Annotated in this window: 22 protein-coding genes; 7 read left to right on the top strand and 15 right to left on the bottom strand. The window is 77.5% G+C overall.

The genetic code is table 11. The annotated features are described in order from the left end of the window. Positions 1–376: 376 nt before the first annotated feature. Both D0Z06_RS09320 and D0Z06_RS09315 read right to left on the bottom strand, forming a co-directional pair. The gene (locus D0Z06_RS09320; RefSeq protein ID WP_117377083.1) at positions 377–1243 is read right to left on the bottom strand and encodes a DUF2510 domain-containing protein; all 867 of its coding nucleotides are present in this window, start codon (positions 1241–1243) and stop codon (positions 377–379) included. A gap of 35 nt (positions 1244–1278) precedes the next feature. Then, entirely contained in the window at positions 1279–2694 is a 1416-nt protein-coding gene (locus tag D0Z06_RS09315; protein WP_117377164.1) for a M20/M25/M40 family metallo-hydrolase, read from the bottom strand. A 57-nt stretch (positions 2695–2751) separates the two neighbouring features. On the opposite strand from D0Z06_RS09315, the gene D0Z06_RS09310 reads away from it, so the two are divergent. Continuing rightward, complete coding sequence (locus D0Z06_RS09310; RefSeq protein ID WP_117377082.1) at positions 2752–3588, top strand: alpha/beta fold hydrolase; 837 nt, start codon at positions 2752–2754, stop codon at positions 3586–3588. A 93-nt stretch (positions 3589–3681) separates the two neighbouring features. Here the strand turns inward: D0Z06_RS09310 and D0Z06_RS09305 are convergent, their stop codons facing one another. The 9 genes from D0Z06_RS09305 to D0Z06_RS09265 form a co-directional block, all read right to left on the bottom strand. Further along, entirely contained in the window at positions 3682–6990 is a 3309-nt protein-coding gene (locus D0Z06_RS09305; protein WP_117377081.1) for an ATP-dependent DNA helicase, read from the bottom strand. Next, positions 6987–10199 (bottom strand): ATP-dependent helicase, encoded by a 3213-nt coding sequence (locus D0Z06_RS09300; protein WP_233517559.1) that lies wholly within the window; start codon positions 10197–10199, stop codon positions 6987–6989. The genes D0Z06_RS09305 and D0Z06_RS09300 overlap by 4 nt, the downstream gene beginning before the upstream one ends. A gap of 65 nt (positions 10200–10264) precedes the next feature. After that, positions 10265–10597, bottom strand: coding sequence for an MGMT family protein (locus D0Z06_RS09295; protein ID WP_199522223.1), 333 nt, complete (start codon positions 10595–10597; stop codon positions 10265–10267). Continuing rightward, the gene (locus tag D0Z06_RS25725) at positions 10594–11589 is read right to left on the bottom strand and encodes a hypothetical protein (RefSeq protein WP_199522222.1); all 996 of its coding nucleotides are present in this window, start codon (positions 11587–11589) and stop codon (positions 10594–10596) included. Before D0Z06_RS25725 ends, D0Z06_RS09295 begins: the two co-directional genes overlap by 4 nt. An 85-nt stretch (positions 11590–11674) precedes the next feature. Next, positions 11675–12262, bottom strand: coding sequence for a TIGR03086 family metal-binding protein (locus D0Z06_RS09285; protein ID WP_117377080.1), 588 nt, complete (start codon positions 12260–12262; stop codon positions 11675–11677). 94 nt (positions 12263–12356) lie between these two features. After that, positions 12357–13517, bottom strand: coding sequence for an adenylyltransferase/sulfurtransferase MoeZ (gene moeZ / locus D0Z06_RS09280; RefSeq protein WP_117377079.1), 1161 nt, complete (start codon positions 13515–13517; stop codon positions 12357–12359). Positions 13518–13629: 112 nt separating this feature from the next. After that, positions 13630–13824 carry a hypothetical protein gene (locus tag D0Z06_RS09275; protein WP_117377078.1) on the bottom strand — a complete coding sequence of 65 codons (195 nt, stop codon included), beginning with the start codon at positions 13822–13824 and terminating at the stop codon, positions 13630–13632. 78 nt (positions 13825–13902) lie between these two features. Further along, positions 13903–14664, bottom strand: coding sequence for a DUF3152 domain-containing protein (locus tag D0Z06_RS09270; RefSeq protein WP_233517558.1), 762 nt, complete (start codon positions 14662–14664; stop codon positions 13903–13905). 330 nt (positions 14665–14994) lie between these two features. Then, positions 14995–15936: an alpha/beta fold hydrolase gene (locus D0Z06_RS09265; RefSeq protein ID WP_233517557.1), complete on the bottom strand. Its 942-nt coding sequence runs from the start codon at positions 15934–15936 to the stop codon at positions 14995–14997. A 185-nt stretch (positions 15937–16121) separates the two neighbouring features. Between D0Z06_RS09265 and D0Z06_RS09260 the strand changes: the two genes are divergently transcribed. Further along, positions 16122–16769, top strand: coding sequence for a TetR/AcrR family transcriptional regulator (locus D0Z06_RS09260; RefSeq protein WP_117377076.1), 648 nt, complete (start codon positions 16122–16124; stop codon positions 16767–16769). A 96-nt stretch (positions 16770–16865) separates the two neighbouring features. Next, positions 16866–17102 carry a DUF3107 domain-containing protein gene (locus D0Z06_RS09255; RefSeq protein WP_117377075.1) on the top strand — a complete coding sequence of 79 codons (237 nt, stop codon included), beginning with the start codon at positions 16866–16868 and terminating at the stop codon, positions 17100–17102. Positions 17103–17159: 57 nt separating this feature from the next. On the opposite strand, the gene D0Z06_RS09250 is transcribed toward D0Z06_RS09255, so the two are convergent. Next, positions 17160–17816 carry a ferritin-like fold-containing protein gene (locus tag D0Z06_RS09250; RefSeq protein ID WP_199522221.1) on the bottom strand — a complete coding sequence of 219 codons (657 nt, stop codon included), beginning with the start codon at positions 17814–17816 and terminating at the stop codon, positions 17160–17162. Positions 17817–18238: 422 nt separating this feature from the next. Here D0Z06_RS09250 and D0Z06_RS09245 point away from each other — a divergent pair, with 422 nt between their 5' ends. From D0Z06_RS09245 to D0Z06_RS09230, 4 genes are all read left to right on the top strand, one after another. Beyond that, positions 18239–19774 carry a DEAD/DEAH box helicase gene (locus D0Z06_RS09245; protein WP_117377073.1) on the top strand — a complete coding sequence of 512 codons (1536 nt, stop codon included), beginning with the start codon at positions 18239–18241 and terminating at the stop codon, positions 19772–19774. A 112-nt stretch (positions 19775–19886) separates the two neighbouring features. Beyond that, positions 19887–20990: an outer membrane protein assembly factor BamB family protein gene (locus D0Z06_RS09240; protein WP_233517556.1), complete on the top strand. Its 1104-nt coding sequence runs from the start codon at positions 19887–19889 to the stop codon at positions 20988–20990. 32 nt (positions 20991–21022) lie between these two features. Then, positions 21023–21988, top strand: a complete 966-nt coding sequence (locus D0Z06_RS09235; protein ID WP_117377071.1) for an alpha/beta fold hydrolase — start codon at positions 21023–21025, stop codon at positions 21986–21988. Next, positions 21985–22866 (top strand): oxygenase MpaB family protein, encoded by an 882-nt coding sequence (locus D0Z06_RS09230; RefSeq protein ID WP_233517555.1) that lies wholly within the window; start codon positions 21985–21987, stop codon positions 22864–22866. The genes D0Z06_RS09235 and D0Z06_RS09230 overlap by 4 nt, the downstream gene beginning before the upstream one ends. 15 nt (positions 22867–22881) lie before the next feature. On the opposite strand, the gene D0Z06_RS09225 is transcribed toward D0Z06_RS09230, so the two are convergent. From D0Z06_RS09225 to D0Z06_RS09215, 3 genes are read right to left on the bottom strand one after another with little or no spacing between them, the layout of a single operon-like run. Beyond that, positions 22882–23724: a RecB family exonuclease gene (locus D0Z06_RS09225; RefSeq protein WP_233517554.1), complete on the bottom strand. Its 843-nt coding sequence runs from the start codon at positions 23722–23724 to the stop codon at positions 22882–22884. A 38-nt stretch (positions 23725–23762) separates the two neighbouring features. Further along, a complete protein-coding gene (locus D0Z06_RS09220) occupies positions 23763–24620 on the bottom strand; it encodes a PHP domain-containing protein (protein WP_117377070.1) in 858 nt (285 codons plus the stop codon). Then, complete coding sequence (locus tag D0Z06_RS09215) at positions 24620–25315, bottom strand: PH domain-containing protein (protein WP_117377069.1); 696 nt, start codon at positions 25313–25315, stop codon at positions 24620–24622. The genes D0Z06_RS09220 and D0Z06_RS09215 overlap by 1 nt, the downstream gene beginning before the upstream one ends. Positions 25316–25334: the final 19 nt, after the last annotated feature.

The raw sequence follows: 25334 nt of genomic DNA, 5'->3' as shown, positions 1-25334 counted from the left end.
GAGCGGGGAGGCCCGGCACCTCGGTGCGGCGCCGACGACCCGCCCGGGCCGGGGACGGCACCCGGCGGCGGTCGGCGACCGACGAGCGGGGCCCGCAGGGTCCGGCGAGGAGGGACGCGGCAGAGCGGCTCCGCGCGGGCCGGGGACGGCACCCGGCCGCGGTCGGCGACCGACGAGCGGGGCCCGCAGGGTCCGGCGAGGAGGGACGCGGCAGAGCGGCTCCGCGCGGGCCGGGGACGGCACCCGGCCGCGGTCGGCGACCGACGAGCGGGGCCCGCAGGGTCCGGCGAGGAGGGACGCGGCAGAGCGGCTCCGCGCGGGCCGGGGACGGCACGTGGCCGCGGTCGGAGGCCGGTAGGCCGACCGATGACAGAGCTCACAGCACCTCGACGGCGCCGATCACCCGGTCGATGACGCCGTAGAGCTCGGCGTGCGTGTTGGGGATGGAGAGGTAGAGCAGCGCCGGTGCGTCCCGCCCCACGTCGACGAGCAGCAGCGCGGCCCGCTCCCCCGTCGCGTCGTACCCCTCGACGTCCCAGGTCAGGTCGAACACGAGGACGTGGCCCGGGGCGCCGTCGACGGTGAGCCCCTCGTCGCGCAGCACCCGGCGCTCGTTGGGGCCGGGGTAGTAGTTGAGCCGCACGCTGTCGGCGACCTGGGCGAGGGTGCCCTGCAGGGTGGCGGGGCCGGCGTACCCGAACTCGGGGGCGAGCGGCCCGGAGGTGCACTGGGCGATGAAGGTGCCGCCGTCGGGGGTGAGGTCCTGGGTGGTGAAGAACTGCCCGGCCACGGCGGTGGTCTCCAGCACCGGGCCGAGGTCGTACTCGTACCAGCCCTCGCCGAGGAACGGGTAGGCGATGCCGGCGGCCTCGTCGACGATCCGCACCGTGCCGGGCGGGAAGGTCGGGCCCGCGGGCGCGGCGGGGCCGGCCACCGGCGGGTCGGGGTCCTCCCCACCGGTGGGGAGCCCGACCACCAGACCGACGACGACCAGCACGACGACGGCGACCACGGAGAGACCGACCACCCACGGGGTGCGGCTGCGGGCCGAAGCCACCGGCGGGGCGGCCGGCGGGGCGGCCGGCGGGGTCTGGACGGCGACCGCCTGGACCCGCACCCCGGGCCCGGCCGGGGTGGTGACGTCCGACCAGCTCAGGCCGTTCCACCACCGCGCGGTCCCCGGCGTCCCGTCCGGGTCCGGGTACCAGCCCGCCGGTGCGCTCGGCTGTCCAGGTCCGGTCACGGCGACACCCTAGGACGGCGGCGGCCCGCTCGGGCTCAGCGCACGACCGGCACGGCGGCCAGTTCCCGCCACAGGTGGGCCGCCGCTTCCGCGCCGCGGTGCAGCATCGGCAGCAGGACCCGCTCGTTCGGGGAGTGGATGCGGTCGGTCGGCAGCCCGGCCCCGAGGAACAGCAGCGGCGCGCCGAGGGCCTCGACCAGGTCGGCCTCGGGGCCGCTGCCGCCCTCGCGGGTGAAGAGGACGTCGGCGGGGTCGGTGTCGAAGGCCTGCCCGATGGCGGCCAGCAACGCGTCCATCGCCGGGGAGTCGAGGTCGCTGGCGCACGGCGAGACCCCGCCCGCGGGGACGTGGACGTCGGCCTGGATCCCCTCGGGCAGGTTCGCCGCGACCCACCCCTTCACCTGCTCGGCGAGGTCGGCGGGGCGCTGGTCGGGCACCAGCCGGAAGGTGATCTTGGCGTGCGCCTCGGCGGGGACGATCGTCTTGTGGCCGGGGCCGGTGTAGCCGCCCCACATGCCGTTGACCTCCGCGGTCGGCCGCGCGCCGATGCGCTCCAGCGTGCTGAACCCGGCCTCGCCGGTCGCGGTGCGCGAGGCGGCCGGGCCGGCCAGCCAGGCGGCCTCGTCGAAGGGCACCCGGCCCATGAGCTCGCGCTCCCGGTCGGTGAGCGGCCGGACCGCGTCGTAGAAGCCGGGCAGGGTGACCCGCCCCTGGTCGTCGTGCAGCGCGGCGATCAGCCGGGCCATCGCGTGCAGCGGGTTGGGCACCCCGCCGCCGAAGGAGCCGGAGTGCAGGTCGACGGCCGGTCCGCGCAGGGTGATCTCGGCATCGGCGAGCCCGCGCATCGCCACGACGGCGCTCGGGACGTCCGGCGCGGCCATCCCGGTGTCGCTGACCACGACGACGTCGCAGCGCAGCCGGTCGGCGCGCTCGCGCAGCAGGGCGGCGAAGTGGGGGGACCCGGACTCCTCCTCCCCCTCGACCAGCAGCTTGACGGTGACGGCGGGGCTGGTGCGCCCGGTCGCGGCCAGGTGGGCGCGGATGCCCAGCAGGTGGAAGGCGACGTTGCCCTTGTCGTCGATGGCCCCGCGGGCGTGCAGCTCCGGCCCGTCGGGGCCCTCGACCCGGGTCGGCTCGAACGGCGGGTGCTCCCACAGCTCGAGCGGGTCGACCGGCTGCACGTCGTGGTGGCCGTAGACGAGGGCCACGGGGGCCGCCGGGTCACCGGCGGGCCACTCGGCGAACACCGCGGGCGCGCCGGGGGTCTCCCAGACCTCGACGGTGGGGAACCCGGTGCGACGCAGCGCGTCGGCGAGCCAGGCGGCGCTGGCGGCGACGTCGCCGGAGTGCGCCGGGTCGGCGGAGATCGACGGGATGCGCAGCCAGGCGTCGAGGTCGGCGTGCAGGTCGGTGAGGTGCGCGGTCACGAAGTCGCGTTCAGGGCTGGCCACGGCGTCCGACGGTAGCGGCGCGCGCGGACGTCGTCCGCCGGGGCTAGCGTCGCGGCCATGCCCGGAGAGCTGCTGCAGGTGGACGTCGGCGACCTCACCTTCGACGTCCGGGCCGACGGTCCGGACGACGGTCGGCCGGTCGTGCTGCTGCACGGCTTCCCGCAGACGTCGCTGTCGTGGGCGGCGGTGACGCCCCGGCTGGCCGAGGCGGGGCTGCGGACCTACGCCGTCGACCAGCTCGGCTACTCCCCCGGTGCCCGGCCGGCCGAGGTGGAGGCCTACGCGCTGCCCAACCTGGCCCAGGTGACCGCGGACCTGATGACCGCGATGGAGGTGCCGGTCGCCGACGTGGTCGGGCACGACTGGGGCGCCAACGCCGCGTGGGCGCTGGCCGCCTGGCACCCCGACCGGGTGCGGTCGCTGACCGCGGTGTCGGTGCCGCACCCGACCGCGTTCACCGAGGCCTACCGCACCGACCCCGAGCAGAAGGAGCGCTCGGGCTACATCCGGCTGTTCTGGCAGGAGGGCAAGGCCGAGGAGGTGCTCCTGGCCGACGGCGCGCGGCGGCTGCGCCGCATGCTCGGCGACGCGGTGCCCGCCGAGGCGGCCGACCAGTACGTGGCGGTGCTGTCCGCGCCCGGGGCGCTGACCGCTGCGCTCAACTGGTACCGCGCGATGAGCACGGGGACGCCGGTCGACCCGGTGGCGGTGCCCACGACCTACGTGTGGAGCGACGGCGACGTCGCCATCGGCCGCGCCGCCGCCGAGGGGTGCGGGCGCTGCGTGACCGGCGACTTCCGCTTCGTCGCACTGCCGGGGGTCAGCCACTGGATCCCCGAGGAGGCCCCCGACGCGCTCGCCGCCGCCGTCCTGGACCGGATCGCCTCGGCGTGACCCCCGCGGCCGCGCCCCGAGCACCCGGGGGCGCGCCGGTCCGGCAGTCCGACCTGCTCCTCGACGGCTGACCCCGGCCCGTCCGCCGGCCGCTCACTCCTCCGCGGTACCGGTGACCAGCGCCAGCAGGCCGGCCTCGTCGAGGAGGTCGACCGGCCGCACGGTGACCCGCGCGGCCACGTGGTGGAAGCCGGCGCTGACCCGCTCGACGGGGACCCCGGTCAGCCGCGCCCACCCCAGCCGGTAGGCGGCCAGCTGCACGGCGGCGGCGGCGAGCTGCCGGCCGGTCGGCGGCGGGCCGGTCTTCCAGTCGACCACCTCGTACCCGCCGTCCCCGTCGGCGAAGACCGCGTCGATCCGCCCGCGCAGGGTCAGCGGGCCCAGCGGCGTCTCGAAGGGCACCTCCACCTCCAGCGGCTGGCGGTCGGCCCACTCGCCGGCGAGGAAGGCCTCCTGCAGCTCGGCCAGCGCGCTGTCGGGCGCGGCCAGCGCATCGCCGGAGCCGGGCAGCGCGTCGAGGTCGACCAGCCGGGCGGCGCCGAAGCGCTCCTCCAGCCAGGTGTGGAACGCCGTCCCCCGGCGGGCCTGCGGGGCCGGCGCGGCGGGCATCGGGCGCCGCAGCCGGCGGGCCAGCTCGGCCGGGTCGCGGCGGAGGGTGACCAGCGCGGAGACCGACAGGTGCGCCGGCAGCGGGACGTCGACCGCGGGGGCGGCCGCCGCCGCGCGCTCGCGCAGCAGCAGGTCGGCGTCGCGCACCCACTGCTCGACGACGGGGTCCCCGCCGAGCGCCGCCTCGGCGTCGAGCGGGTGCGGCGGGGTGCCGGCGACCAGCTCGGCCGCGGCGGTGAGCGCCCGGCGCCGGCCGGACGACAGCGGGTCGGCAGGCCAGACCCCGACGGGCCACTCGGCCAGCGCGGGGTTCTCCGCGCCCTCCTCCGGCGCCGGCGCCCAGGCGACGACCGTGCCGGCGCCGGCCTCGCAGGCCTCCCGCACCGTCTCCAGCAGCGTGGACGGCCCGTTGGGCCGCAGGCCCTCGCGCCACCAGCTGCCGGAGCAGACCAGCAGGTGCCGGGCCCGGGTCACCGCCACGTAGCCCAGCCGGATCTCCTCGCCGAGGCCGAAGGCCTTCCACTCCTCGACGTACTCCTCCAGGGAGGCCTTCACCGCCGCCTGGTCGCCCGACCCGGGCACGGGCAGCCGCCACTGCGGCAGCTCCGCGCGATCGGTGGTGCGCAGGTCGACCGGCACCGCGCCGGGGTCCCTGATCCAGGAGTCACCGGCCTGCGAGCGGGCCGGGAACTGGTCGGCGGTCATGCCGGGGACGGCCACGACGTCCCACTCCAGCCCCTTGGCCGAGTGCGCGGTGAGCAGTTGCACCGCCTCGGGGTTGACGGCGACCTCGCCCGGCTCGAGGCCGCGCTCGCGCTCCTCCGCGTCGCGGAGGTACCCGAGGAAGGCCGGCAGCGAGGGCAGGTCGGCCAGCTCGGTGAAGTCGGCGGCGACGGCGTGCAGCGCGTCGAGGTGCGCCCGCGCCCCGGCGGGGCTGACCTCCGGGGCGCTGGCCAGCTCGGTCTCCAGGCCGAGGGTGCGGGCCACCTCGTCGACGAGGTCGGGCAGCGACTCGCCGAGGCGGCCGCGGAGGGCCGAGAGCTCGGCGCCCAGCCGGCGCAGCCGGGCGTAGCCGGCCGGCGAGTAGGCGGCGGGGTCCCCCGGGTCGTCGAGCGCCTCGACGATGCTGCCGCGCTCGGGCGGCGCCGCGGGCTCCCCCTCGGCGGGCTCCCCGGGGGCTGCGCGGCGAGCGCGCACCAGCGCCCGACCGCGGGCCTCCAGCGCGGCCAGGTCCCGGGGGCCGACCCGCCACCGGGCACCGGTCAGCAGCCGGCCCAGCGCGTCACCGGCCGTGGGGTCGATCAGCACGGTGAGGGTCGCCACCACGTCGGAGACCTCCGGGACCTCCAGCAGGCCACCGAGCCCCACCACCTCGACCGGCAGGCCGCGCTCGCGGAGGGCCGCGGCGATGCCGGGCAGCTGCTTGCGGGTCCGGGCGAGGACGGCGACCGTCGGCGGCCGGCCGTCCGGTCGCCGGCCGACGACCGGGTCGGTGCCGTGCCAGCAGGCGGCCAGCCGGTCGGCCAGGGCGGCGGTCTCCTCGGCGACGGTGGCGTAGAGCCCCGCGGTCACGGCGCCGCGCCCGGCAGTGGGGGCCGGTGCGAGGTCCGGCAGCGGGTTCTCGGGCTCCGGCAGGGTCGCGGAGACGGCGTTGGCCGCCGCGAGGACGGCCGCGTCGTTGCGCCAGCTCGTGGCCAGGGTGAGCCGCTCCGCGGGCCGCCCGGGGGTGCCCGGGAAGGTACGGGCGAAGCGCTCGATCGTGCCGGCCGAGGCGCCCCGCCAACCGTAGATCGACTGGCGGGGGTCACCGACGGCCAGCACGGGGTGGCCGGTGGCGCCGCCGAAGAGCGCCTCGAGCATGCGCAGCTGGCCGACGCTGGTGTCCTGGTACTCGTCGAGGAGCACCACCCGCCACCGGGCCCGCTCCCGGCGGCCCACCTCCGGGGCGGCGACGGCGACCCGGGCGGCGGAGGCGACCTGGTCGGCGTGGTCGATGGACCCCATCGCCCGCTTGCGCGCCTCGAATGCCTCCACCAGCGGCAGCAGGGCCACCCGGGCACGCTGCCGGGCGAGGACGTCGAGCACGTCCTTGTAGGGGCCCTTCTTGCGCGGGGCGTCGGGGTAGGAGGCCAGCCGCGCCTCCAGCCGGGCGGTCCAGGTCCGCAGCGCCTCGGGCGTCACGTCGTGCTCGCCCATCTCCGCGGCGAGGGCGAGCACGTCCTCGACCGTGGTGAGCAGCGAGAAGGGGACGTCGGCCATGTCACCGGTCCAGGCCGTGACCACACCGGTCGCCTGGCCCCAGCACATCGCCGGGCCGAGCACGCCCGCGCCGGGCTCCACGCCGATGCGCAGGCCGTGCTCGGCGACCAGCGAGGCGGCGTACCCGTGGTAGGTGGACACCGTCGGCTGGGCCACCGCGAGCCGCTCCCGCAGCTCCGGCTCCGTGTCGGGGTGGCGGGCCAGGGCGGCCAGCCGCAGCCGCACCCGCTCGGCGAGCTCGCCGGCGGCCTTGCGGGTGAAGGTGAGCCCCAGCACCGCGTCGGGCTCGACGACCCGGTTGGCGACCAGCCAGGAGACCCGGGCGGCCATCGTCTCCGTCTTCCCCGACCCGGCGCCGGCGACGACCACGAGCGGCCGGTCGGCGGGGGCGGCCACCACGCGGGCCTGCTCCTCCGACGGGGCGTAGGACAGCCCGCAGCGCGCGGCGACCTCCGCGGGGGTGAGCAGCCGGCGCGGCTCGGCTGGGGACGGCGCCTCCCCGGCGACCAGGTCGTCGAAGGAGAGCTGGCTCACCCGGTCACCTGCCGGCCGCGCTCGTGCAGGGGGCAGCTGCGGCGGGCCGGGCAGCGCTGGCAGTGCGCGCCGGAGCGCACCTCGAAGGCCGCGGCGCCCATGCCCTCGCCGACCTCGGCGACCAGCTGCCCGGCCGGTGTCACCTCGAGCGGGACGTCGGCCGGCAGCGGCTCCTGGCGCTGCTCGCGGGCCTTCGCCCCGGTGCCCACCTGGAGCAGGGCGGCACCGCCGGGGACCGTGCCGTGCTCGGCGAACCCGCCGGCGGCGACCGCGACCTGGTAGGCGGCGAGCTGGCCGTGCTGCTCGACGTCCTTGGCCGCCGTGCGGCCGGTCTTGAGGTCGACGACCAGGAGCCGGCCCTGCTCGTCGCGCTCCAGCCGGTCCACCTGGCCGCGGATCCGGGCCCGGCCGACGACGACGTCGACGTCGGCCTCGGCGGCGACCAGCTCGCGGCGGTTGGCCGCGTGCCAGCGCAGGAACCGGTCGAGCATCTCCTGCGCGGCGGTGCGCTGCCGCTGGTCGGCCCAGCCGGGGCCGAGGTCGAGCAGGTCGAGCTCGGCGGCCAGGGCGTCGCCCGCCTCGGCCGGGGGCAGCCCCTCGGCGACCCGCTGCGCGACCGCGTGCACCGCCGAGCCGACGGTCCGCGTGGTGTCGGGGGACGCCTCGGCACCGACCGCGCCGAGCACCCAGCGCAGCGGGCAGCGCTGGTAGGTCTCGACGGCCGACGGGCGCACCCGCACCAGCTCGGCGGGTGGCACCAGGGGTGCGTCGTCCGACAGCGGGGCCAGGCCCCACCAGTCGGCCGGTGCGGCGCCCGGGACCCCCTCGGCGGCCAGCCGGCGCAGCACCGCGGCCGCCGCCGACCGGCGCCCGGCGGGCGTGTGCGGGTCGGTGAGCGCCCGGCGGAGCTCGGCGACGAGGGCCGGCAGGGTGAGCGAGCGCGGCAGCTCGGTCAGCGGCCGCCCGTCGTCGGGCGGCGGGACGACCAGGTCGAGGAAGCGGGAGGGGGCCGCCCCGGCGTCCGGACCGTCCAGGGCGCCCTGCACCGCGGTGACGACCAGGCGGGCGCGGGCCCGGGTGCACGCGACGTAGAACAGCCGGCGCTCCTCGGCCAGCGCCAGGCTGCGCCGGTCGACGGCGGCGGCGTCGACCCCGGCCACCCGCTCGACGAGCACCTCGGTGCCGAGCAGGGAGGCGCGCTCCCGCAGGTCGGGCCACACCCCCTCCTGCACCCCCGCGACGCAGACGACGTCCCACTCCAGGCCCTTGGCGGCGTGCGCGGTGAGCAGCCGGACCGTCTCGGCCCGCCCGCGCGCCGCGCCGGTGTCGCCGGGCAGCTCCTGGGCCGACAGGTGGGCCAGGAACGCGCGCACGTCGGCCGACGGGAGCCGGTCGACGAAGCCGGCCGCGGCGTCGAACAGCGCCACCACCGCGTCGAGGTCCCGGTCGGCCACCGCGCCCGCGGCGCCCCCGGCCGCGCTGGCCCGCGCCCAGCGCCCGGCCAGCCCGCTGCGCTGCCACATCGCCCACAGCACGTCCTCGGCGGAGCCGTCGGCGGCCAGCGCGACCCGGCCCGCGGCGAGCACGCCGGCGACCCGCCGGGCCGGGCGGGCGACGTGCTCGGGCAGCCGGTCGAGCAGCAGCTCGTCGGAGACGGCGGTGGCCAGCGGGGCGCCGCGCTCGGCGGCGTCCACCCCCTGCTGCGCCAGGGCGATCCGGACGGCGCGGCGCAGCCGGCGCAGGTCGAGCACCGTGGCGCCGCCCAGGGCCGAGGTCAGCAGCGCCTCGGCGGCGGGCTCGTCCAGGCCGGGCGGGCTGCCGTCGGCGTCCGGCAGCAGGGCGTCGAGCGCGGTGAGGAACGGCGCGACGGCCGGCTGCGCCGACAGCGGCAGCTCGTCGGAGGCGACCTCCACCGGCACCCCGGCGGAGGTCAGCGCACGGCGCAGCGGGACGAGCGCCTGCGCGGTGCGGACGACGACGGCCATCTCCCCCCACGGGACGCCGTCGAGGAGGTGCGCGCGGCGCAGGACGTCGGCCAGGTAGGCCGCCTCCACCGCCGCGGACCCGAACACGTGCACCTCGGCGGCGCCCTCGGGCCCGCTCCCGGCCGCGCGCAGCCGGCGGTGCCCCCACGGGCCCGGGAGCCCGTCGGCGACCACCCGGCTGACGCGGAGCAGCTCGGGCCCCATCCGCCGGCAGACCCCGAGCGACAGCCGGGCGGCGGGGCGGCCGTCGACGTGCCGGAACCGGGTGGGGAACTCGGTCATGCCCCGCGGCTCGGCGCCGCGGAAGGCGTAGATGGCCTGGTCCGGGTCGCCGACGGCGACCAGGTTCCCGCCGCGACCGGCGAGCAGGTCGAGCAGCTCGACCTGGGCGGGGTCGGTGTCCTGGTACTCGTCGACGAACAGCCACCGGGCGCGCTCCTGCTCCTGGCGGAGCAGCTCGGGGTCGGCGGCGAGCTCGGCGATCGCCTCGCGGACCAGCTCGGCCGGGTCGAAGCCGGAGGCGTCCCCGCGCCCGGCGGTCGCGAAGGCGGTGACGGCCTCGTACTGCTCCTGGAACGCCGCCGCGTGCTCCCACGCCTCGTGCCCCGACTCGCGACCCCAGGCGGCCAGCAGCTCCGGGCCGATGCCGCGTTCGGTGGCGCGCAGCAGCAGGTCGCGCAGCTCGGCGCGGAACCCCGCGGTGCCCAGCGCCGGCAGCAGGGTGGCCGGCCAGCGCACCGCCCCCTCCTCCTCGAGGTCCCCGCGCAGCAGGGCGGCGACCACGGCGTCCTGCTCGGCCGCGGTGAGCAGCCGGGGCGGGGCCTCGCCGCGCAGCAGCGCCGCCCGGCGGAGGACGCCGTAGGCGTAGGAGTGGAAGGTCCGGGCCAGCGGCTCGCGGATGGTGCGGGCGACGCGGGCGGTGACCCGCGCGCGCAGCTCGGCGGCGGCCTTGCGGCTGAAGGTGAGGACGAGGACCTGCTCGGGGTCGACCCCGCGGTCGATGCGGGCGGCCACCGCCTCGACGATCGTGGTGGTCTTGCCGGTGCCCGGCCCGGCCAGCACCAGCAGCGGGCCGCCGGGGTGGTCGACGACGGCCTGCTGGGTCGCGTCGAGCCGGGGCGGTGCGGCCGGGGCCGTCGCGGGGTGGACCAGCCGGTACACCGGCGCGGCCGGGTCCCGGCGCACCGGCCCGGTCCCGCCCGCCGTCTCCCCCCGATGCACCACGCCCGCGATTGGAGCACGGGTGGCCGACGCTCGGCGGACGCGGGGCCCGGCGTGTGGCGGACGGCTCAGGGCCAGCCGACGGCGGCGAGGTCGACCCGGCTCCCCCGCACCGGCACACCCTCGCCCGCGAGCAGCTCGAGCTGGCGGGCCCGGACCGGCTCGGCCGCGGTGCCGTCCGCCCGCACGACCCGGTACCAGGGGACGGCCGCACCGCCCCGGGAGAGGGCCCGGGCCACGCGGCGCGGCCCCACCCCCACGAGCCGGCCGACGGCCCCGTAGGTGCTCACCCGGCCGGCCGGGATCCGCTCGACGGCGTCGAACACGGCCTCGTCGACGTCCTCCGGGTGCGCGGAGGCGCCCGGGGACCGCGGTCCGCCGGGCGCCTCCGCCGGGCTCACAGCAGGTAGTTGCTGTTGGTCGTCCACCACTGGTACAGCGCCGCCAGGTCGGCCTGGGTGGTGCCCGGCGCGGCGACGATGCCCTCGACCAGCGCGGCGTCGTCGGTCCAGTAGATGACCACCGCACCGTTCTCCGAGTCGATGGTGCACCCCACCAGACCGGTGTTGTCCTCCGACTGCCAGGAGGTCACGCCGGTCGCTGTGGTGCAGTCCTGCCCCTGCGGGATGTCGGTGATCCCGGCGGAGGAGACGTCGTTGGTGAACACCGTGTCCAGCGTCTGCTGGTCGGGGTAGAGGTAGAACTCGGCCTGCTGCGGCCCCGGCTGCGTCGTGCTGGCACCGCAGGTGGCGTGCGCGAGGTCCCCGTCACCGGCCGGGTCGGCGAGCTCGCAGTCGGTGAAGTCCGCCGGGAGGATCCCCAGGAAGTCCGTGTTGCCCGGGATCGGCTCGCTCGGTGGCGCGGTGGTGGTCGGCGGCGGTGCGGTCGTGGTCGTCGGTGCCGCGCTGCTGGTGGTGGCGCCGGTTGTGGCGCTCGGCGTGGCGGTGGTGGCCGTCCGCTCCCCGTCGTCGCCCCCGAGGGTGAGCCAGAGGACGACGCCCACCACCGCGACCACCAGGACGGCGGCCACGATGCCGATCACCAGCCCGCGCCTGCCCCCGCCGCCGCCGGGTCCGGGCGGCGCGCCGTACTGCTGCGGCTGGCCGTAGGGCCCGGGCGGGCCGCCGGGCCCGGTGGGTCCGTACTGGCCGGGCTGGCCGTACTGGCCGGGCTGGCCGGGCTGCCCGTACTGACCCGGCTGGCCGTACTGGCCCGGCTGCCCGGGTTGACCCGGCTGGCCGTAGGGGCCGGGCTGCGGCTGCCCGTACGGGCCGGGCTGCCCCGGCTGCTGCGGTTGGCCGGGCTGGCCCCAGCCACCCTGCCCGGGAGGCTGCTGCCCCCACCCACCCTGTCCGGGCTGCCCGTGCGGGCCCTGGCCCGGTGGCTGACTCATGGGGTCCCCTCCTGTCGACGTCCGCGCAGCTTAGGCCGAAGCGGGGGCGTCGTACCGCCGACCCGCCCCGCCGGGTCGCCCGCCGTCAGCCGCGGCGGCCGAACCGGGCGAGCAGGCGGGTCTGCGCGTCGGCGCCGGGCGGGGCGGGCAGAGGGGGGCCGACGAGGCCCGGGATCCCGTCGGGTCCCAGGCGCTCCTCCGCGTACCGGGTGGCCGCCGCGACCAGCTCGGGGTCCAGGCGGGTGTCGCCGCCCACCGCCCGGGCGAGGTCCCAGGCGTGCACGGTCAGGTCCGCGGTCATCTCGGTCAGGTACGCCGCGGCCGGCGTCGGGCCGGAGGAGAGACCGACCGTGCGGTGCAGGACGGCGGGGTCGGCCCAGGCGGCGAGCGCGGTGTCGGCCGCGCTCTCCCAGGCGGTCAGCGGGTCGGACCCGAGCAACTGCCCGGTGCCGGTGGGGATGCGCGGCGCGACGTCGTCCACCCGCTCCCCGGCCAGCAGCGGCGGCACCCACAGCTGCTCACCGGTCAGGTGCGCGACGAGGTCGGCGACGCTCCACCCCGGCAGGGCCGGGGCCTCCCACTCCCCCGGCTCGACGGCGTCGACGCGGTCGGTGAACTGGGCCTGGGCGCGCTGGAACAGCAGCAGGAGGCCGGCGTGGCCGGGCTCGGGCATGCGGTCAGTCACACGCACCCCGGCCCCCGGGGAAAGGACCGCGTCCCTCCCCACGACGCGCTCCGCGCGCCGCGGGGAGGGACGGGGCCGATGATCAATAGGTGGGCAGGGTCTTGTCGATCCGCGTGGCCCACGCGGTCACGCCACCCTGCACGTGGACCGCGTCGGAGAAGCCGGCGTTCTTGACCGCGGCGAGCACCTCCGCCGAGCGGACCCCCGTCTTGCAGTGCAGCACGATCGGCTTGTCCTGCGGCAGCGAGGACAGGGCCCGGCCGGAGAGGATCTCGTCCTTGGGGATGAGCGTCGCGCCGGGGATCGACACGATCTCGTACTCGTTGGGCTCCCGGACGTCGATGAGCTCGAAGTCCTTGCCGGCGTCCATCATGTCCTTGAGCTCGTCGACGGTGATCGTCGAGCCGGCGGCCGCCTGCTGGGCCTCGTCGGAGACGACGCCGCAGAAGGTCTCGTAGTCGATGAGCCCGGTGATCGGCTCGGCCTCCGGGTCCTTGCGCACCGTGATGGTGCGGAAGGTCATCTCCAGGGCGTCGTAGACCATCAGCCGGCCCAGGAGCGTCTCGCCGACGCCGGTGATCAGCTTGACCGCCTCGGTCGCCTGGATGGCCCCGATCGTCGCGCACAGCACCCCGAGCACGCCGCCCTCGGCGCAGCTGGGCACCATCCCGGGCGGCGGCGGCACCGGGTACAGGTCGCGGTAGTTGGGCCCGTGCTCGTCCCAGAAGACCGACACCTGGCCGTCGAACCGGTAGATCGAGCCCCAGACGTAGGGCTTGCCGAGCAGGACGCAGGCGTCGTTGACCAGGTAGCGCGTAGCGAAGTTGTCGGTGCCGTCGACGATGAGGTCGTACTGGCCGAAGATCTCCATCACGTTGTCGCTGTCCAGCCGCGTCTCGTGCAGCCGGACGTCGATCAGCGGGTTGATCTCCCGGATCGAGTCGCGCGCGCTCTCGGCCTTGGACCGGCCCACGTCGGAGGCGCCGTGAATGATCTGGCGCTGCAGGTTCGACTCGTCGACCACGTCGAACTCGACGATGCCGAGCGTGCCGACACCGGCGGCGGCGAGGTACATCAGCACCGGCGACCCCAGGCCGCCGGCGCCGACGGCCAGCACCTTGGCGTTCTTCAGGCGCTTCTGACCCTCCATCCCGACGTCGGGGATGATCAGGTGCCGGCTGTAGCGGCGGACCTCGTCGATCGACAGGTCGGCGGCGGGCTCCACCAGGGGTGGCAGGGACACGAGCGGCTCCTTGGGTTCCTCGACATCGGCCCGCGGGGCCAGCGTTCGTGGGCACAACAGCGCGCTGCCCCGCCTGATTCCCGGGGCGGCCCCGTCCGCGGCCCGCGGCGGCTCAGCTGCGGGCGGCCATCCGCTTCACCGTGCCGACGACGTAGACGACCGACAGCGCGAAGAACAGCGCACCGATGACCGCGCGGACGTCGTCGTCGGCGACCCCGGCCCGCCGCGCCACCGGGGGCGCCACGGTGTCGGCGACGCGTGCGCGCCAGCCCTTCAGTCCCGACTTGCCCAGGGAGATGGTGTCCATGCCGTCCCCCTACCCGCCGCCGGCGCTCCCGGCACATGCCCCGGCCGGTGCGCCGCCGGGGTCACGGGTCGGGCGGCGTCAGGGGTGGGGCCAGGCGTTCTTCGTGCAGCCCTCCAGGGCGAGGGTCTGCTGCTGCATCACCGGGGCCGGCAGGCCGGGGCCCGGGCAGGGCTGGTGGCCGTTGCCGAGCGCGTGGCCGACCTCGTGGTTGACCACGTACTGCCGGTAGGTCGCGACGTCGCCGTCGTAGTGCGGGACGGCGGTCTCCCAGCGGGCCAGGTTGATGACGGCGCGCTCGCCGTAGCGGCAGGAGGTGTACCCGCCGGTGCCGACGCCGGGGCAGTAGGTCTCCATGCTGCCGGGGCTGACCAGGCTGACCCGGAAGTCGTACTCCCCGGCCGCGACCTGCTCGGGCCCGACCCGCTGGAAGGACATCCGGCCACCGGCACCCCACGAGCGCGGGTCGCCCAGGGTGGCCTCCACCGCGGCGGCGAACGCGGCGCCGTCCACGCCGGTGCCGTCCTCCACCTCGACGACGAAGCGCTGCAGCGGGCCGCTGCCGTACACCCCGGAGCTCCCGGGGACGACGGTGACCGTCCCGGCCCCCTGCTCGACGTAGGCGGGCCCCCCGGACGGCGGGGCCTCGGTCGCGGTCGGCCCGGCATCCCCCTCGGCCGTGCCGGAGGCGCTCGCGGCGGTGGGTGCGGGCGTGGTCCCGGCCGCCTCCACCTCCGCGGGGGGCGTCGCGGCCGCCGTCGCCGTGGGGGTGCCCGCGTCGGCGACCCCGCCGGCGCCCCGGCCGCCGAGGGCGAGGTCCGCGAGGGCCAGGACGGTGGCCACGGTCAGCAGCGGGATGGCGTAGGCGCGCCAGCCCCAGCGGTGGACGAACCGGCGGGCCCGGCCGGGCGGCCGCGGGCGACCGGCGGGACGGCGGGGCGGTGGCGGCGCGGGCCGCTCACCCGCTCCCCGGCGGCCCGCTGAGGGCGGGACCGGTGGCCTCGCCGACTGCACGGCCGGCCGCCGCCCGGGCGTCCCCCGTCGCTGGGCCGGCCCCCGGTCGGCGGCTGCGTCCGCGGGGGTCACCGGCCCAGGCTCTCACGGACGACGGGCTCCCGTGGAGACCCGTTCCACACGGCGCGTGCTGGACCGACTCGTCTCGGTGATGACCCGTCAGGACTTCGACGGCCGGGGCGCGCCGCCCCCTCCCGCGACGTCCTCCGCGAGGGCCAGGACGGCCCGGGCGGTCGGCTCGGCCGCCTCCATCATCGCCACGTGCCCGACGCCCTCGAGCAGCAGCAGGCGGCTGTCCGGCAGCGCCGCCGCCAGGCGCGGCGCCAGGGCGGGGCTGACCAGCCGGTCGCGGTCGCCCCACACCACCAGGCTCGGCAGGTGCAGCCGCGCGGCGGTCCGCCACGCCCCGGCCGGGCCGACGCGCAGGTAGGAGCGGATGAGCCCCCGCATGCTGCGGGTCAGCGCCGCCGTCGCCCACGGCTGCTCCGTGCGCTCGCGCATCTCCTCCAGCACCTGCTGCAGCCGCTGCCGCGGGATGCGGCGCGGGTCCCCGAAGCACATCTGCGCCATCCCGCGGACCTGCTGCTCCGGGGTCACCCGCGCCATCCGCCGGTCGGCCAGCGCCGGGACGCCGGGGAGGAGGAGCAGCAGCAGCTCGCGGCTGAACGCCTCCGGCACCCGGTAGACCGGCATCGCCGGCGAGACGAGGGTCAGGGTGGCGACCAGGTCGGGCCGGCGGGCGGCGGCCAGCAGCGACACCAGCCCGCCGAGGGAGTTGCCGACCAGGTGGACCGGCCGGCCCTCGCCCGGCCCCGGCTCGGCGGCGACGCACCCGAGGACGTCGAGCACCGCCGCGACGTGACCGCGGACGGAGTAGGACCGGCGGGCCGGCGGGTGCGAGCGGCCGAAGCCCGGCAGGTCGAGCGCCCACCCGTCGAAGCGGACGGCCAGCAGCGCGGCCAGGTCGGTCCAGTTGGTCGACGCGCCGCCGAGGCCGTGCACGTACAGCGCCCGCTCCCGCGGGGCGTCGTCCCCCGCCTGGACGACCGGCCCGGTCCACGGCGTCCGCCGGACGAAGACCTCGCCGCCGCGCACGCGCACCGGCCCTCCCGGCCACGGTGGCGGGAGCGCGCCGGGCCGCGGCAGCCGGGTGGCGGACAACCGCGCCGGACGACTCCCGGGGCCGGCCCGCGCTCCGGGTGGGGTGGCCTCGGGCACGGGGCCGACGGTAGGTGAGCACCCGCCGGGCCGCGCTCCGGGTGACCCGCCGGTAACATCTGCGCGTCATGCAGCTGCCCCGGTCCATCCCCGCGCCCGTCCGGCGGTCCTCGCGCCTGCCGCGCAGCGCCCGCCGGCTGCAGCTGCTGCAGGCGGCGCAGGAGGTCTTCGTCGCCCAGGGGTTCCACGCCGCGGCCATGGACGACATCGCCGACCGCGCCGGGGTCAGCAAGCCGGTGCTCTACCAGCACTTCCCCGGCAAGCGGGAGCTGTACCTGGCGCTGCTGGAGCAGCAGGTCACCGCGCTGACCGAGCGGGTGCGCGCGGCGATGGCGGGCACCGACGACAACCGGACGCGGGTCAACGGCGCGGTCGGGGCCTACTTCGACTTCATCGACGCCGAGGGCGAGGCCTACCGGCTGGTCTTCGAGTCCGACCTGCGCAACGACGACGACGTCCGGGAGCTCGCCGACCGCGGGCACCGCGCCTGCGTGGAGGCGATCGCCGAGGTGATCGAGGCCGACACCGGGCTGGACCGCGAGCGCTCGCTGCTGCTCGCCTCGGGCCTCACCGGGCTGTCCGAGAGCAGCGCGCGGTGGTGGCTGCCGAACAAGGGCAGCGTCTCCCGCGACGAGGCGGTCGAGCTGCTGACCGCGCTGGCGTGGCGCGGCATCTCCCGCTTCCCCCGGCTCGGGGACGGCGAGCCCGGGCGCTGAGCGCCGTTCGCTGACGGCGCAGGCGCGTGCCGGGTCGCCCCGGGGAGCGCTGGACTAGCGTGGTCGGCAGCCGCGCAACCCGAGGAGGCATCCCGAGTGGAAGTCAAGATCGGTGTCCAGCACTCCCCCCGTGAGTTGGTCATCGACAGCCCGCAGACCCCCGACGAGATCGCCGCGGAGGTGGCCAAGGCCATGTCCGGCGCCACGAAGGACGGCCTGCTCACCCTGGTCGACGAGCGGGGCCGGCGCGTCCTCGTCCCGGTCGACCGCATCGCCTACGTGGAGATCGCGCAGGCCGACCAGCGCAGGGTCGGCTTCATCGCCGGGGCCTGAGCCCGCACCCGTGAGCGGAGTGGATCCGTCGGCGTGACGCCGACGGATCCACTCCGGTCAGGGGTTGAGGCCGAGGGTGCGCATCCGCTCGGTGTGCGCGGCCGTGATGCGGTCGACGAGGCGGGCCACCCCGGCGAGGTCGCCGGTGCCCGCGATGATCAGCTCGGCGAGCTGGTCGCGCTCGGCGATGACGGCCTGGGACTGGCTGATCGCCTCGCCGACCAGCCGCCGGCCCCACAGGGCCAGCCGGCCGGCGACCGTCCGGTGCGAGGCGATGGCCGCCCGCACCTCCCGGACGGCGAAGTCCGCGTGCCCGGTGTCGGCGAGCACCTCGAGGATGAGGCCGCGGTCGGGGTCCGGGAGGAAGGCGGCGACCTCCCGGTAGAAGTCGGCGGCGAGCCCGTCGCCCACGTAGGCCTTGACCAGCCCCTCCAGCCAGGTGCGCGGCCGGGTGCTCTCGTGGAAGGCGTCCAGCGCCCGCACGAAGGGGGTCATGGCGGCGGTGGGGTCGGCACCCAGCTCGGCCAGCCGCGCGGTGAGCCGGCCGTGGTGCCCGAGCTCGGCGGCGGCCATCCGGGCCAGCGCCGCGTGCCCCTCCAGCGTCGGCGCCAGCCGCGCGTCCTCGGCCAGCCGGTCGAAGGCCGTCAGCTCGGCGTAGGCCAGCACGCCCAGCAGGTCGACGACGGCACGCTGGTCCACCGCATGCTCGGTCACCGGTCTCCCTCCCCGTGGATGGCCGCGCCTGCCCCGGACGGGTGGTCCCGCGGGGGGAGGCAGCGCGGCGCGCCGAGGTTATCGGCTGCACCGGCTACCATGGGAATGCGCGGGCCCCCGGGTCCGCTCGTGTATCTGTGCGCTGACGACCGCTGGACGACGCCCCGAGGGCTGTCTCCCGGGCGCGTGACGCCCGGTCTGCTGGCCGCGTCGGCGCTGGAACCGCTCCCGCGACACCCGACCGGGACGCGTGCTCCGGCGGCCGGACCCCGCCCGCCGCGGAGGCGTCCCCCAGCAGACCAGAGGCGAGAACACTGAACCAGGACCACACCCCCAGCACCCCCGACCTCGAGCACGCCGAGACCGGCGCGCCGGCCCCCGAGCAGCTCGAGCAGGCCGTCGAGCAGCTCGGCGGCGCCCCGGTGACCGAGGACGCCCCGCTGTTCAGCGACTTCGACGTCCACCCCGGCATCATCGAGGCCCTCGCCGACGTCGGCATCACCCGGACCTTCGCCATCCAGGAGCTCACGCTCCCGCTGGCCCTGGCCGGCAACGACCTCATCGGCCAGGCCCGCACCGGCACCGGCAAGACCCTCGGCTTCGGCGTCCCGATGCTGCAGCGCGTCGTCCCCGCCGCCGAGGGGGGCGACGGCGTCCCGCAGGCGCTGGTCGTCGTCCCGACCCGCGAGCTGTGCGTGCAGGTCGCCCGTGACCTGTCCACCGCCGGCTCGCGGCGCGGCACCCGCGTGCAGGCCATCTACGGCGGCCGCGCCTACGAGCCGCAGGTGCAGGCGCTGCAGTCCGGCGTCGACGTCGTCGTCGGCACCCCCGGGCGGCTCCTGGACCTCGCCCAGCAGGGCCACCTGATCCTGGGCAAGGTCCGCACGCTGGTCCTCGACGAGGCCGACGAGATGCTCGACCTGGGCTTCCTGCCCGACATCGAGCGCATCCTCGGCATGGTCCCGGCGCAGCGGCAGACGATGCTGTTCTCGGCGACCATGCCCGGCCCGATCGTGAACCTGGCGCGGGCGTTCATGACCCAGCCGACGCACATCCGCGCGCACGGCAACGACGAGGGCTCGACCGTCCCGCAGACGACGCAGTACGTGTACCGGGCGCACAACCTCGACAAGCCCGAGCTGCTCGCCCGGGTGCTGCAGGCCCGCGGCCGCGGCCTGGTGATGGTCTTCTGCCGCACCAAGCGCACCGCGCAGAAGGTGGCCGACGAGCTGGTCGACCGCGGCTTCGCCGCCGCGGCCGTGCACGGCGACCTCGGCCAGGGCGCCCGCGAGCAGGCGCTGCGCGCCTTCCGCAGCGGCAAGGTCGACGTCCTGGTCGCCACGGACGTCGCCGCCCGCGGGATCGACGTCTCCGGCGTCAGCCACGTCGTCAACTACCAGTGCCCCGAGGACGAGAAGACCTACGTGCACCGGATCGGCCGCACCGGCCGCGCCGGGCAGGAGGGCGTCGCGGTCACGCTCGTCGACTGGGACGACGTGCCCCGCTGGCAGCTGATCAACAAGGCGCTCGACCTGGACTTCGACGAGCCGGCCGAGACCTACTCGACCTCGCCGTGGGTCTACGCCGACCTCGACGTGCCCGAGGGCGCCACCGGGCGGCTGCCGCGCGCGCAGCGCACCCGCGAGGGGCTCGACGCCGAGGTGGTCGAGGACCTCGAGGAGACCGGCAAGCGCACCCGCTCCGGGAGCCGCGGCCCCGCGCGCGAGGACGACGCGAAGCCGGCCGGCGGGCGCTCGGGCCGCCCGCGCCGCCGCACCCGCGGTGGTGGCGCGGCCGCCGCGGCCGCCGGCACCGGGTCCGACGCCCCCGAGGGTGCCCCGCCGGCCGGGGCCGACGCGCCCTCCGGCTCCTCCGGCGAGGGCTCGGAGCGCTCGGGTCGCCGCCGGCGCCGCCGCCGCGGCGGGGCCGGTCGCGGCTCGGCCGAGCCCGCCGCCTGACGGAGGCCCCCCTGCCCCCCGTCGCTCGCGAGCTCGCGCCGGGCCCCCGCAGGGGGGCCGTCGCCCGTCAGTTCCTGCCCGCTCGGAACGGGTCACGTGGAGGTGGTCGGTGATGCGACCGCCGCTGCGGGTGTGGGCCTGGACGGCGGCGGCGCTGGCGCTGGTCGTGGCGGCCGCCCTGCTCTGGCGCGGGTCCGACGCCGCGGCCACGGTCAGCACCACCGCACCCGCGGTGGAGGCCCCCGCCGGCGACCTGCCGGCGACCCTCGGCGTCCGCTGGACCGCGCAGGCGACCGGCCCGGTGGACGTCGCCGGCGCCCGCGCCCTGGTCGCCGGCCCGCACGGGGTCCGGGCACTGGACCCGGTCACGGGCGCCGAGGCGTGGCGCTACACGCGGGCGAACGCCCGGCTGTGCGACGCCGTGGTCGTCGACGGGCGGGTGGTCGCGGTCTTCCGCACCACCGGCCGCTGCGACGAGGCGGTGGCCCTGGAGGCCGGCACGGGTGTGCGCGCCTGGACCCGCAACGTCACCTACGAGGCCGGCGTCCGGCTGCACGCGACCGGGGGTGTGGTCCTCGCCGTCGGCAGCACCGGCGTGGTGACCCTCGACCCCGGTGCCGGTGGCACCCGGTGGCGGCAGTCGACCCCCGAGGGGTGCACCGTGGGCGGGGCGGACGCGGGCCCCGCCGGCGTCGTCGTCCTCCAGCACTGCGACCGGACGGCGCCCCCGCAGCTGCGGCTGTTCGACGCCTTCGACGGTACGCCGCGCTGGACCCGGGACCTGACCGACCCGACGAGCACCCTGGCCGCCGTCTCCGAGCTCGTCGTGGTCGCCGGGGACACCGGCGTGGAGTTCCTCGCCGCCCCCGACGGGAGCCCGACCGGGACCCTGGACGCCGGCGGGGACGACGTCCTCGTCTCCGCGGTCGGGGACACCACCCTGGTGCTGGCCGACGGCACCGTCTCGGCCGTGGACCCGGCCGGCGCGGTGCGCTGGGAGGCACCGGCGGAGGGCCTGCCGTCCCCCAGCCCGCAGGCGCCCGCGGACGGGGTCGTCGCCGTGCCCGAGGCCGGCGCCGTGGTGCTGCGCGACCTCGCGGGCGGCGCGCAGACCGGCCGCTCGGCCGCGCCCGGGTTGGCCGGTGCCGGCCTGGTGGACCGGCTCGGCCCGGTGCTGCTCACCCGGCAGGCGGACCGCGTCACCACCTGGGGCTGACCGGCGGCGCCTGCGCGGGGTTGACTGGGCGCATGCCACTGCCAGGGAGCCCCGGCGAGGAGGACCTCGCCACCGCCGCCGCCGACGGCGGCCTCGTCACCGCCGCCGACGGCGGCCTCGCCATCGCGCCCGACGACCTGCGGCAGCTGGCCGAGCACGACGCCCGGCACCGGACGTTCACCGGGGGCGCCGGGCCGCTGGCCGGCCTGGACACCGGTGGGGACGCCGCGGCCGGGACCGTCCTCCTGGTGGCCGGCTACACCGGCAGCAAGGAGGACTTCGCCCCGCTGCTGCGCCCCCTCCGCGCGGCCGGCTACCGCGTCGTGGCCCTGGACCAGCGCGGCCAGTACGAGTCGCCGGGCCCCGACGACCCCGCCCGGTACGGCGTCGAGGAGCTGGCCGGCGACGTGGTCGCGGTCGGCCGGGAGCTGGACGTCGGGTCGCCGTCGGGCGTGCACCTGGTGGGGCACAGCTTCGGCGGGCTGGTCGGCCGGGCCGCCGTCCTGACCGCGCCGGAGCTGTTCCGCTCGCTGACCCTGCTCGGGTCCGGGCCGTCCCGGCTGGTGGGCCCGCGCGCCGACCTGCTCACCCACCTGGCCCCGCTGCTGGACGTGGGCGGGCTGGTCCTGGTGCAGGAGACCCTGGACCAGCTGGCGATGACCGACCCGCAGGCGCAGCTGGTGCCCGAACCGACCCGGCAGTTCCTCGCGCGCCGCTTCCTGCGCAACAGCGAGGCCGGGCTGCGGGGGATGGCCGACGCGATGACGGCCGAGCCCGACCGCGTCGCCGAGCTCGCCGCGACCGGGGTGCCGGTGCTGGTGGCCCACGGGTCCGCCGACGACGCCTGGGCACCCGCGGCGCAGGCCGACATGGCCACCCGGCTCGGTGCCCGCTACGCGGTCATCCCCGGGGCGGTGCACTCCCCCGCCGTCGAGAACCCGGTGCGGACCGTCGAGGTGCTGGTCGGGTTCTGGGCCTCGGTGGGTGTGCGGCCGTGAGCCGGCTGGCCCCGCTCCCCTCCCCCGACGAGTGGACCGCCGAGCAGGACCGGACCGGCTTCTACGGCCCGGGCAGCGTCACCTGGCGCATCCACCTCGACCCCAGCTACTCCGTCGGAGGCCTGCGCGCGCTCATGCTCCAGGCCCTGCACCCGGTCGCCATGGACGGCGTCGCCCGCAACTCCGCCGGCTTCCGCGACGAGTGGTGGATGCGGATGACCCGCACCGGCCAGTACGTCGAGACGCTGACCTTCGGGACGCGCGCCGAGGCGCGGCGGGCGGCGGCGCGGGTCCGCGGCCTGCACCGCACGATGTCCGGGGTGGAGGGGACCACCGGGCGGGCCTACCGGGTCGACGACCCGGACCTGCTGCAGTGGGTGCACAACTGCGAGGTCGAGTCGCTGCTGACGACGGCGCGGCGGGCCGGCGTCCCGCTCACCGGCCGCGACGCCGACCGCTACGTGGCCGAGCAGGCGGCGTCCGCGGCGCTGGTCGGGGTGCCCCCGTCGCTGGTCCCCCGGTCGGTGGCCGAGCTCGACGCCTACTTCACCGCGATCCGGCCGGCGCTCCGGGCGACGCCCGCGGCGGTCGAGGGGGTCCGCCGGCTCTTCCTGCCCCCGATGCCCGGCTGGGTCCAGGTCCTCACCCCGGCCCGGCCGGCCTGGGGCGGTTTCGCGACGCTCGGCTTCGCGCTGCTGCCCGCCTGGGCGCGGCAGCACTTCTCGATGCCGGGTCTGGCGGTCACCGACGCCGCCGCCACCCGGGCGCTGCGGGCCTTCCGGACCACCCTCTCGGCGCTGCCGGAACGGGTCCGGTGGTCACCGATCGTCCGGGCTGCGCTCGACCGGGTCGCCCGGGCCCGGCCGGTCGGCGCCTGAGGCAGCCCGGGACGGTCAGGCCTCGTCGGCGAGGAAGCTCCACGTCTCCCGCGCCGGCGTCGCCGCCTGGCCGGTGGGGCAGCTCGGCCGGAAGTCGCACCAGCCGCACTGGCGGCCCGGGGTCGCGGGGAACGCGTCGTCCGGGCTCCGCCCCTCGGCCAGCGCGGCGGTGGCGGCGCCGATGTCGGCGGCGACGTCCTCGGCGCGGCGGACGTGGTTGGCCAGGGACCGGTCGGTGTGCTCGAAGGCGGCCACCGTCCCGCTGGGCAGGTGGTGCAGCTCGACCCGCCGGCAGGGCCGGCGCAGCGTCCGCCGCACCCCCAGCACGTAGGCCGCGAGCGCAGCCGAGCCACGCGCCTCGTCGTCGGTGCACACGCTGCGGCCGGTCTTGTAGTCGACGACGACCAGCTCGTCGCCGCGCTGGTCGATGCGGTCGATCCGCCCGGAGAGCGCCAGCCGCTCGGTCGTGGCGGCGACCTGCCGCTCGGTGCCGACCGGCTCGTCGGCGGGGTCGAGACCGGCCACGTACTCGGTCAGCCAGCCGGCCGCCCGCGCCCGCCACCGGTCCGACTGCTCGGCGTCCCGGAAACCCGCCGGCGACCAGGCCGTGTACAGCAGCTGGCGGGCGGCGCCGGCCGTGCGCCGGGGCACCGGCAGCTCCCACCAGGAACGCAGCGCGGCGTGCACGGCCGCCCCGATGCTGTTGTGGGCCCAGGCCGGGCCGCGGGGTGGCGTCGGCCGGTCGACGTAGGCGAACCGGTACCGCCGGGGGCAGTCGCTGAACGTCGCCAGCTTGCTCGGCGTGGCCGGGAACAGGCGGCGCGGCATGCCCGGCATCTCCAGCTGTGCGCTCCCCACGCCGCCACGCTAGCCGCGCCCCCCGGCGGGCCGGCGGGTCAGTCCCGGTACGGCGCGGCGCCGGTCGCGGCCGCCTGCACCGCCTCCCACCCCGCGGGGTCGGTGGTGCACGCGGCGATCGGCGTCGTCTTGTTGGTGCCGTGGTAGTCGCTGGAGCCGGTGACCAGCAGGCCCAGGTCGGCGGCCAGCCCGCGCAGGTGGGCGCGCTCCTCCGGGGTGTGGTCGGGGTGGTCGACCTCGAGGCCCAGCAGGCCCGCGGCGACCATGGTGGCGATCGCCTCGTCGCCCACCACCCGACCGCGCCGGGTGGCCAGGCCGTGGGCGAACACCGGGACGCCGCCGGCGGCCCGCACCAGGGCGATGCCGTCGAGGACGTCGGTGTCGGCCTTGGCGACGTAGTAGGGGCTGCGGTGGTGCAGCAGGTCGGAGAACGCGGCGTCGACCGATTCGACCACGCCGGCCTCGACCAGGGCGCGGGCGACGTGCGGCCGGCCGACCACCCCACCGCCGGAGCGCTCGACGATCTCCTCCCACACCACCGGGTACCCGGCCGCGGCGAGCGCGGCGACGATCCGCTCCCCCCGGTCGAGCCGCTCGGTGCGCAGCCGGGCGCGCTCGGCGGCCAGCGCGGGGTGGTCGGGGTCGAACAGGTAGGCCAGCAGGTGCACGCTGATCGGCGGAGCCCCGGACGGGAACCAGCGGCAGGACAGCTCCATGCCGGGGACGACCGTGAGCCCTGCGGGGCGGGACCGCTCGGCCTCCGCCCAGCCGCCCGTGGTGTCGTGGTCGGTGAGCGCGACGACGTCCAGCCCGGCCGCCCGGGCGGCGGCCAGGAGGTCGGCCGGTGACTCGGTGCCGTCGGAGACCGAGGAGTGGGTGTGCAGGTCGATCAGCATCAGCGGTCACCCTGCCCCACCCGGCGGCCGGCCACCCGCCGGGTGCCGGGCGGTTGCCGGCGGACCCGCGGGATCGGCTCGGTGTCCCGCCGGCCCCCGGGAGCTGCCCCGGCGGGCGGCCGGGGCGCGTCGGCGTTGCCCTCGTCGTCGCCGGCATCGGCGCCGTCGGGGCCGAAGAGCAGGTCGCTGACGTCCCGGTAGAGCACGTCGGCGTGCGGGAGGAAGGTGATCTCGGAGAGCGCCTGCTGCTGGCCGGCCGACTCGAACCGGAACGTGCCGTAGCCGAGCAGCTGGCCCAGCAGCGTCTCCTTGTAGGTGAGGTCGGTGATCCGGCGCAGCGGCAGCAGCGCCACGGTGCGGACGACGATCCCCGTGGTGAGCAGCACCCTCCGGTTGGTGACGATGAAGTGCCGCATCCACCACTCCCCCGCGCGCAGGACCAGGTAGCCCAGCGCACCGACGAGCACCAGGAGGCCGGCGCTGCTGGAGACCCGGTTGTCCGGGTCCAGCAGGAGCAGCCAGCAGCCGACGACGAGGGCGGGGAGTGCCTTGGTCACCGGGAGCAGCAGCACCGCCCAGTGCCGGCGGGTGGCCACCACCGGGGGCTGCTCGTGCGGGAGCAGGTACTTGTCGGCGTCCTTGCTCCACCGGGGCCGGCGCCCGCCTCCCCCGTCGGGTGCGCCCGGCCCGGTCACGCCGCCGTCAGGCGCCGCG

This window comes from Geodermatophilus marinus (assembly GCF_003428645.1).
Lineage (GTDB): Bacteria > Actinomycetota > Actinomycetes > Mycobacteriales > Geodermatophilaceae > Geodermatophilus.
Note: the sequence above shows the minus strand (reverse complement) of the source record. Positions and strands in the feature narration are given on the sequence as shown.